The following is a 7,347-nucleotide window of genomic DNA, read 5'->3' as shown; positions in this document are numbered from 1 at the left end:
CCCTAACCACAACTCATCCGCTGATTTTTCAACATCAGTCGGTGCGGACCTCCACTTGGTGTTACCCAAGCTTCATCCTGGCCATGGTTAGATCACCAGGGTTCGGGTCTATAAACACTGATTATCGCCCTTTTCAGACTCGGTTTCCCTTTGGCTCCAGCATTCTCGCTTTAACCTACCAGTGCCTATAAGTCGCCGGCTCATTCTTCAACAGGCACGCGGTCAGACTTTTAAATAGTCCTCCCACTGCTTGTAAGCTAACGGTTTCATGTTCTATTTCACTCCCCTTCCGGGGTTCTTTTCACCTTTCCCTCGCGGTACTGGTTCACTATCGGTCACACAGTAGTATTTAGCCTTACGAGGTGGTCCTCGCTGATTCACATGGGATTCCTCGTGCCCCATGCTACTCGGGATTCAGCTACTATCCTTGAGTTTTCAACTACAGGACTTTCACCTTCTTTGGTGCAGTATTTAGCTGCTTCGTTTAACCGCCAGATTCGATATCGCTGTCCCACTACCCCAATCGGTAAACCAATTGGTTTAGGCTCTTCCCCTTTCGCTCACCACTACTTAGGGAATCTCTGTTTTGATTTCTCTTCCTCCAGCTACTAAGATGTTTCAATTCGCTGGGTTGGCTCTCTCCTGCCTATATATTCAGCAGGTAGTATATAGGGTTGCCCCATTCGGAAATCTCCGGCTCAATGTTTGCTTCCAACTCCCCGGAGCATATCGTCGGTAACCACGTCCTTCATCGCCTCTGTGTGCCTAGGTATCCACCGTTAGCCCTTATTAGCTTGACCACTCAATTCATTTGGTGTTTCACAATTTGCATTCACAAAAACAAATAGTTAGTTCTGCTTACCTCGTCACTTCGCACTGATTTTACTCAGCACTCACAACTCAGCAATCAGCACTAAGAATGTCTGTGTCTGCCTGCTATTTTCGCGTTTCTATGCAGTTTTCAAGGTTCTGGCTGAGATTCAACTCAGCAGTCTGACACGAGTGTCATGTTGCTGAACTCTCACTCTTTTTTTTCAATGGCAATCGCCACAGGTGGAGGTTAGCGGACTCGAACCGCTGACATCCTGCTTGCAAAGCAGGCGCTCTACCAACTGAGCTAAACCCCCAGATACAATTAAAAATTGATAATTAAAAATTAAAAATTGAATCTTCTTCATTTTTAATTTTGCATTTTACATTTTTAATTGATTCAGGTGGGCCATCCTGGACTCGAACCAGGGACCTCACCCTTATCAGGGGTGCGCTCTAACCACCTGAGCTAATAGCCCATTTCGAACCAAATCATAGTTTGAAAGCTTTTTACATTCTGCTCATGTCTGCGACCGACCTAGGTTAGACCAACTTACTATCTATTTAACTGTGTGTTTTTCGATATGTAAGGGGTGTAGGTCTCCCTAAAAAGGAGGTGATCCAGCCACACCTTCCGGTACGGCTACCTTGTTACGACTTCACCCCAGTCACCAGTCCTGCCTTAGGCATCCTCCTCCACGAATGGTTGGAGTAATGACTTCGGGCACTACCAGCTTCCATGGTGTGACGGGCGGTGTGTACAAGGCCCGGGAACGAATTCACTGCAGTATGCTGACCTGCAATTACTAGCGATTCCTCCTTCACGCAGGCGAGTTGCAGCCTGCGATCTGAACTGAGCTCCGGTTTACGGGATTTGCTTGCATTCGCATGCTTGCTGCCCTCTGTCCGGAGCATTGTAGTACGTGTGTAGCCCAAGGCGTAAGGGGCATGCTGACTTGACGTCATCCCCACCTTCCTCCGGTTTGTCACCGGCAGTCTCTCTAGAGTGCCCAACTTAATGCTGGCAACTAAAAACGAGGGTTGCGCTCGTTGCGGGACTTAACCCAACATCTCACGACACGAGCTGACGACAGCCATGCACCACCTGTGTTCGCGCTCCCGAAGGCACTCTTCCCTTTCAAGAAGATTCGCGACATGTCAAGCCTTGGTAAGGTTCTTCGCGTTGCATCGAATTAAACCACATACTCCACCGCTTGTGCGGGCCCCCGTCAATTCCTTTGAGTTTCACCGTTGCCGGCGTACTCCCCAGGCGGGATACTTAACGCGTTAGCTACGGCACGGCTCGGGTCGATACAAGCCACGCCTAGTATCCATCGTTTACGGCTAGGACTACTGGGGTATCTAATCCCATTCGCTCCCCTAGCTTTCGTCCCTCAGTGTCAGTTACGGCCTAGCAGAGCGCCTTCGCCACCGGTGTTCTTCCTGATCTCTACGCATTTCACCGCTACACCAGGAATTCCCTCTGCCCCGAACGTACTCTAGCTATGTAGTTTCCACTGCTTTTATCTAGTTGAGCTAGACTCTTTAACAGCAGACTTACATTGCCACCTGCGGACGCTTTACGCCCAATCATTCCGGATAACGCTTGCATCCTCCGTATTACCGCGGCTGCTGGCACGGAGTTAGCCGATGCTTATTCCTCAGGTACCGTCATTGTGTTCTTCCCTGAGAAAAGAGGTTTACGACCCAAGAGCCTTCCTCCCTCACGCGGTATTGCTCCGTCAGGCTTTCGCCCATTGCGGAAAATTCCCCACTGCTGCCTCCCGTAGGAGTCTGGGCCGTGTCTCAGTCCCAGTGTGGCTGATCGTCCTCTCAGACCAGCTACTGATCGTCGCCTTGGGAGTCCATTACACTTCCAACTAGCTAATCAGACGCGAGCTCATCTCTAGGCAGTTAACCTTTCACCTCTCGGCACATCCGGTATTAGCCACCGTTTCCAGTGGTTGTCCCAGACCTAGAGCCAGATTCTCACGCGTTACTCACCCGTCCGCCACTAAATCCGAAGATTTCGTTCGACTTGCATGTGTTAAGCATACCGCCAGCGTTCATCCTGAGCCAGGATCAAACTCTCCGTTTTAATTGGAAAGCTCTATAGCTCATTAGCTGCTCTTTTTTAACTTCAGCTTAGTTATCTTTTTATTTTCTTGACGCAACACACTTGCTGTATAATTGCTTTCAAACTATAATATTTTCAAGGTTCGGTATCCCTTTTCGCGAGTCGCTTCAAGCTCTCCGCTTCAGGCACTTATTCAATATAGCGAACACACTCCCTTGTGTCAACTATTTTCTCCAAAATCTTTTTGGACTGCTTCTTTGTCCCCTGAAACTCACCACAGTGCCGGGTTCTAGGCAACAATGGTTTATGCATTGTCTTCAGTCACAAAGGGGGAAGCTTGAATTTTCAGTCGGTAATAACTTTATTGCATCATTTCTGGGGCGATCGCGGTTGTCTCATTGCCCAGCCCTACGATATAGATATACCTAATGTTGTAGTAATGTCGGTGGTGCATTTGGTAGGTGGTGCATCTAAATTTATATATAGATAGTTGCTGGAGTATTAGGATTACTGTTTGATTTTTGAAAAAGCTCTTTACACAGCGATCGCATCCATCTGTACTTACCTTGCTGCACGAGTTTTAGGGAAAATATTTATACACTTACTACATACTTTGCTTGGGTATTGATAACTCATATCTCTTGCCAAGAGCCGATCGCTCAATTTCACTCATTTCAGAATTTGGGCAGCTTGCAGCTATATCTGACAAAAAATTAATATTGACTTAATACTAAAAATACTGTCTGCAATAAGCCGATAACAAAACCTAAAACACCACCTAAAGTCACAATGGCTTGCAATTCATTTTTGACAATTCCCTCGATAGCAGCTTCTAGATCAGCAGGTGAAGTTGATTTCACGCGGTCAACTATCACTTGATCTATGGATAAAATCGGAATCGCCTGTGCCACAATTACTTCTAAATCTTTTTCCAAATACTTGTCTAAAATTAGAGCCAACTCTTGACTCATCACTTCTAAAGAAGTACTGAGAACCGGTGAAGTACTAAGACGATTCAGTAGCACTACAGCAATATTTTCCCAATCAACAGAATCAGTTAATCCTTGTAAAAAATCGCTGCCACTGTTTTGCAGGTAATGGCGGACACTTTCGCGGGTGGTCTTTCGCAGTTGGCGCACCGTACCCATCGGCAAGTTTTGTAGTGATAAATTTTGCAGGAATTTCTTAATGCGATCGCGTATTTGCAAATCTTGAGTCAATTCCTGCAAACGATTGTTGGTAGCTTCTTTCTCATCTAAGCAAAAGGTTCGTAGCCGTGTAAGAGTGTTACGTAAGCCAAACAAATTTGCTACCACCCAATAAGTACCACTGGTTTTTTCGCGGAACCCTTCATCAATAATTTGAATGGTGCGATCGGTCAAAAAATCAACTATCGCTTGGCGCAGCATATCCGGTGGTAAAACTACTTCTAACAACCAATCAGCAAGCCTTGTCGCTTGTTCTTCACTCAGTTGAAATTCCAGCAATATCTGGTCAAAAATTTGATTGATTTGCGCTTCCAAAAAGTCTTCACGTCGCGCTAAAACCTTGAGTAACCGAGGTAAGGATTCCCCTAGCAAATCCCGCAAAATTCCCGCGACAATTTTGGCACTTTTCTCGTTTTTTTCTGTGTTGATTTGTTCAATCGCCAATCGCAACAACCAGAGAATTGCTGCTTGCACGCGTTCTGTTTGCAACAAACGCCGCGCCAAATTTTGCAATTCTTGTGGTGTCAACAGTGACCCCATAATGGTCTTGGAAATGTTCAGAGCTAGACGTTCCTGGTTGCGGGGAATCAAGCCAGGCGTGAAGGGTACTCTTCGTCCAGCAATGTAAATTGCTTTGTAAGGACGGAACAACATTTTGATGGCTATATCATTTGTGAAATAGCCAATAATTCCACCCAGTACCGGGGGAGACACATAAAGCCAAAGATGAGACCAGTCCACAGGATTTTGGATTTTGGATTTTGGATTTTGAATTCTAGATTAGAAATTAGGGATTGGGGATTGGTAATTGACGGTTATTAGTTATGAGTTGTTTTTCCACTAACTACTAACGATTTTCCATTAGCCATTACCTATTCCGCAGTCCCCAATCTAAAAGACGTTCGCAGACTCGCTTTAAGCGAAGCTATGCCATTGGCTTTACGCCACCCTATCCCAAATCTAAAATCTAAAATTTGCTGACTACCAGCACTCCCATCATACCGTTCGCAATGGGGTAGTGTGTGGCAACAGCAAAACCAACTTGACGCGCTAACTCTATTTGCTCTTGGCCTATGGGAAAGCGGTCTAAGCTGGGACTGATGTAAGCATATTCTTCTTTTAACCCTAAATAATTGGCAACTGGCACCACGAAGCTATCCAGATACAACTGCTGAAAGGCACGTAACTGAGGATTACTCGGTCGATGAAAGTCCAAAATTGCAGCTTTAGCACCCGGTTTCAAAACACGGTATAACTCTTGAAGACTGCGAGGAATATCTTTAACATTCCTTAAACCATAGCCCATTGTTGCGGCATCAAATTGATTGTCGTCAAAGGGTAAATTTAGTACATCTGCTTCTACCCAGGCGATGCCTACGGCGGGCAAAGCCAACGCAGGTTGAGGGTATTGCTTTTGGGAACGTTCTTTAGCAGTTTCTAGCAGGTTGCAGGAAAAGTCCACTCCATATACATATCCTGTAGCTCCCACGCGCCTTGCCAAACGTAAAGCTAGATCGCCACTACCGCAGCACAAATCTAATGCAGTATCACCCGATTTAGCCGCACTCCATTTAACTGCCATTTCCTTCCAAATTCGATGCTGTCCCAAACTCAACCAATCGTTCAATTGGTCATAAACTGGAGCAATACGGTTAAAAATGGATTGAACTTCGTTAGTCATTGGTCAATAATTCATTGGTCATTGGTCATTAGTCATTCGTCATTTGCCAAGGGTAAAAGACAAATGACATAGACGCGCTAGCGGCTTCCCGCAGGGTAGGACAAATGACAACTACACAATGGGTTGATGGTATCCACTGCTAGTCAGAGCTATCGCTACCAGTTGTGCTGATAAATTAATTAGCATTAATTCATCTTCCCGCAAAGTGCAAGGTTGTTTCCACTGTAGCGATAATACGCCCAAAAGTTCATTATGGTAGCTAATTGGGATAACTAAATGTGCTTGCACACCAGTATTTTGGTAGTGAGTAGCATCAATTAGTTTAGTGTCTTTAGGTATATTTAAAGAAACTTGCATTTGCCCAGTGGCGATCGCTTGCGTTGTTAGTGGGTCAAGAGATAGCCAATTCTCTATTTTACCTGTATCGCTGTAAGTTCCTTGAGTTGCAATCAGAGTATTTCCATGTGTAAGTTGTAAAATACAGCCTTCTGTCCCAAAAGTCTCACTCACAGCCTTGGCGATTGGAGCGAGAGTTTCCTCTAAACTAGAAGCTGCTTGAGTTACCTGTACTAAAACACTCAGTAACGCCATTTGAGCATGAGCGCGGCGTAATTCTTCTGTACGTTGCTTGAGCAAGTCGTAGGTTTCTGCTGCTCTTTGCACCACTGCCTTGAGTTCTCCTGGGTCCCAAGGCTTGGTGATATATTTGTAGACTTGTCCAGCATTAATCGCCTCTACCAAGTCTTCAATATCAGTAAATCCGGTGAGAATTATCCTCACCGTATCGGGAAACTGAGGTACAGTTTTGCTCAGAAATTCAGTTCCTTTCATTTCTGGCATCCGTTGATCGGAGATAATCACAGCTACCTCCCCTTCTGCGGCCAAAACTTGTAGAGCGTTCACTCCACTATCAGCTTTCAGAACATTAAAGTCGCGTCGAAAGGTGCGATAAAGGAGATCGAGATTATCTGGCTCATCGTCAACTACCAAGATTTTCAGCTTTTTTGGTCGTTCGAGAGTCATTACTTGATATTGGACTTTATCAATTTCGACACTGGGATTATCCATAAGATATTTCCTTTAAATATTCACTATCTTGTTATATTCCATACCAAGCTTAGTTGAGAATAGCTAAAAATTGTCAAGGGTTTATACGGAGCTATTTTGCATATTTTAAAACTACAAGAGTGAGCTATACAGAGGAAATTTACCTGCCCAAATATCTGAATTAGGAAATATTGCACCAAAAAAACCTACTAAATCAGCATAGCGATGGCGATTTTAATCATAGTAGGGTTTATGTAAAAGTACACGCGGTAGGGGCAATAGCCTGTAGGAAGCACTACAGATGAAGCTTTACTTCTCTACCAGACCCTGCACGTAGCTTTCTTTGCCGCAGGGGTACGCTACTGCTTGCTACATTACCGCTAGTACAATACGGCGGAAATAAACCGATCATTCCAAATCAACGAAACCCTTATGCTGTATTCATTTTTAATTTTTTTAGCGCAGCGTAAAGCCTTCGGCATGGCTTCGCTTAGAGCGAGTCTGCGATAGCGAAGCGTTAGCGA

Annotated in this window: 4 protein-coding genes, 2 tRNA genes and 2 rRNA genes (1 of these 8 cut by a window edge); 1 reads left to right on the top strand and 7 read right to left on the bottom strand. The window is 45.0% G+C overall.

Translation table 11 applies throughout. From position 1 onward, the window contains the following. The 4 genes from ACFFRD_RS30555 to ACFFRD_RS30540 all read right to left on the bottom strand — a co-directional run. Positions 1 to 800, bottom strand: a 23S ribosomal RNA gene (locus ACFFRD_RS30555); it reaches 2,094 nt to the left of the window's first position. 254 nt (positions 801 to 1,054) lie between these two features. Beyond that, positions 1,055 to 1,127 (bottom strand) — tRNA-Ala (locus tag ACFFRD_RS30550). Between the two features lie 88 nt (positions 1,128 to 1,215). Then, positions 1,216 to 1,289: transfer RNA gene (locus ACFFRD_RS30545), tRNA-Ile, on the bottom strand. A gap of 130 nt (positions 1,290 to 1,419) precedes the next feature. Further along, positions 1,420 to 2,908 (bottom strand): 16S ribosomal RNA (locus ACFFRD_RS30540). Together the 16S and 23S rRNA genes with 2 tRNA genes alongside form the textbook arrangement of a ribosomal RNA operon. A 316-nt stretch (positions 2,909 to 3,224) precedes the next feature. On the opposite strand from ACFFRD_RS30540, the gene ACFFRD_RS30535 reads away from it, so the two are divergent. Further along, positions 3,225 to 3,377: a hypothetical protein gene (locus ACFFRD_RS30535; RefSeq protein WP_392483265.1), complete on the top strand. Its 153-nt coding sequence runs from the start codon at positions 3,225 to 3,227 to the stop codon at positions 3,375 to 3,377. A 223-nt stretch (positions 3,378 to 3,600) separates the two neighbouring features. Here ACFFRD_RS30535 and ACFFRD_RS30530 read toward each other — a convergent pair whose 3' ends face one another. The 3 genes from ACFFRD_RS30530 to ACFFRD_RS30520 all read right to left on the bottom strand — a co-directional run bounded on the left by ACFFRD_RS30530 (position 3,601) and on the right by ACFFRD_RS30520 (position 6,844). After that, complete coding sequence (locus ACFFRD_RS30530) at positions 3,601 to 4,836, bottom strand: DUF445 domain-containing protein (RefSeq protein ID WP_392479506.1); 1,236 nt, start codon at positions 4,834 to 4,836, stop codon at positions 3,601 to 3,603. A gap of 226 nt (positions 4,837 to 5,062) precedes the next feature. Further along, positions 5,063 to 5,776 carry a bifunctional demethylmenaquinone methyltransferase/2-methoxy-6-polyprenyl-1,4-benzoquinol methylase UbiE gene (gene ubiE, locus ACFFRD_RS30525; RefSeq protein WP_392479505.1) on the bottom strand — a complete coding sequence of 238 codons (714 nt, stop codon included), beginning with the start codon at positions 5,774 to 5,776 and terminating at the stop codon, positions 5,063 to 5,065. Between the two features lie 111 nt (positions 5,777 to 5,887). Further along, positions 5,888 to 6,844: a response regulator gene (locus ACFFRD_RS30520; protein ID WP_114080524.1), complete on the bottom strand. Its 957-nt coding sequence runs from the start codon at positions 6,842 to 6,844 to the stop codon at positions 5,888 to 5,890. Between the last annotated feature and the right edge of the window lie 503 nt (positions 6,845 to 7,347).

Source organism: Nostoc sp. C110 (assembly GCF_043099725.1).
In the GTDB taxonomy this organism is placed as follows: domain Bacteria; phylum Cyanobacteriota; class Cyanobacteriia; order Cyanobacteriales; family Nostocaceae; genus Nostoc; species Nostoc muscorum_A.
Note: the sequence above shows the minus strand (reverse complement) of the source record. Positions and strands in the feature narration are given on the sequence as shown.

What these genes read in the sequence shown, in the direction of transcription:
- ACFFRD_RS30520 (WP_114080524.1), bottom strand. Translation starts at nt 6,844, where the DNA reads ATGGATAATCCCAGTGTCGAAATTGATAAAGTCCAATATCAAGTAATG.
- ubiE (WP_392479505.1), bottom strand. Translation starts at nt 5,776, where the DNA reads ATGACTAACGAAGTTCAATCCATTTTTAACCGTATTGCTCCAGTTTAT.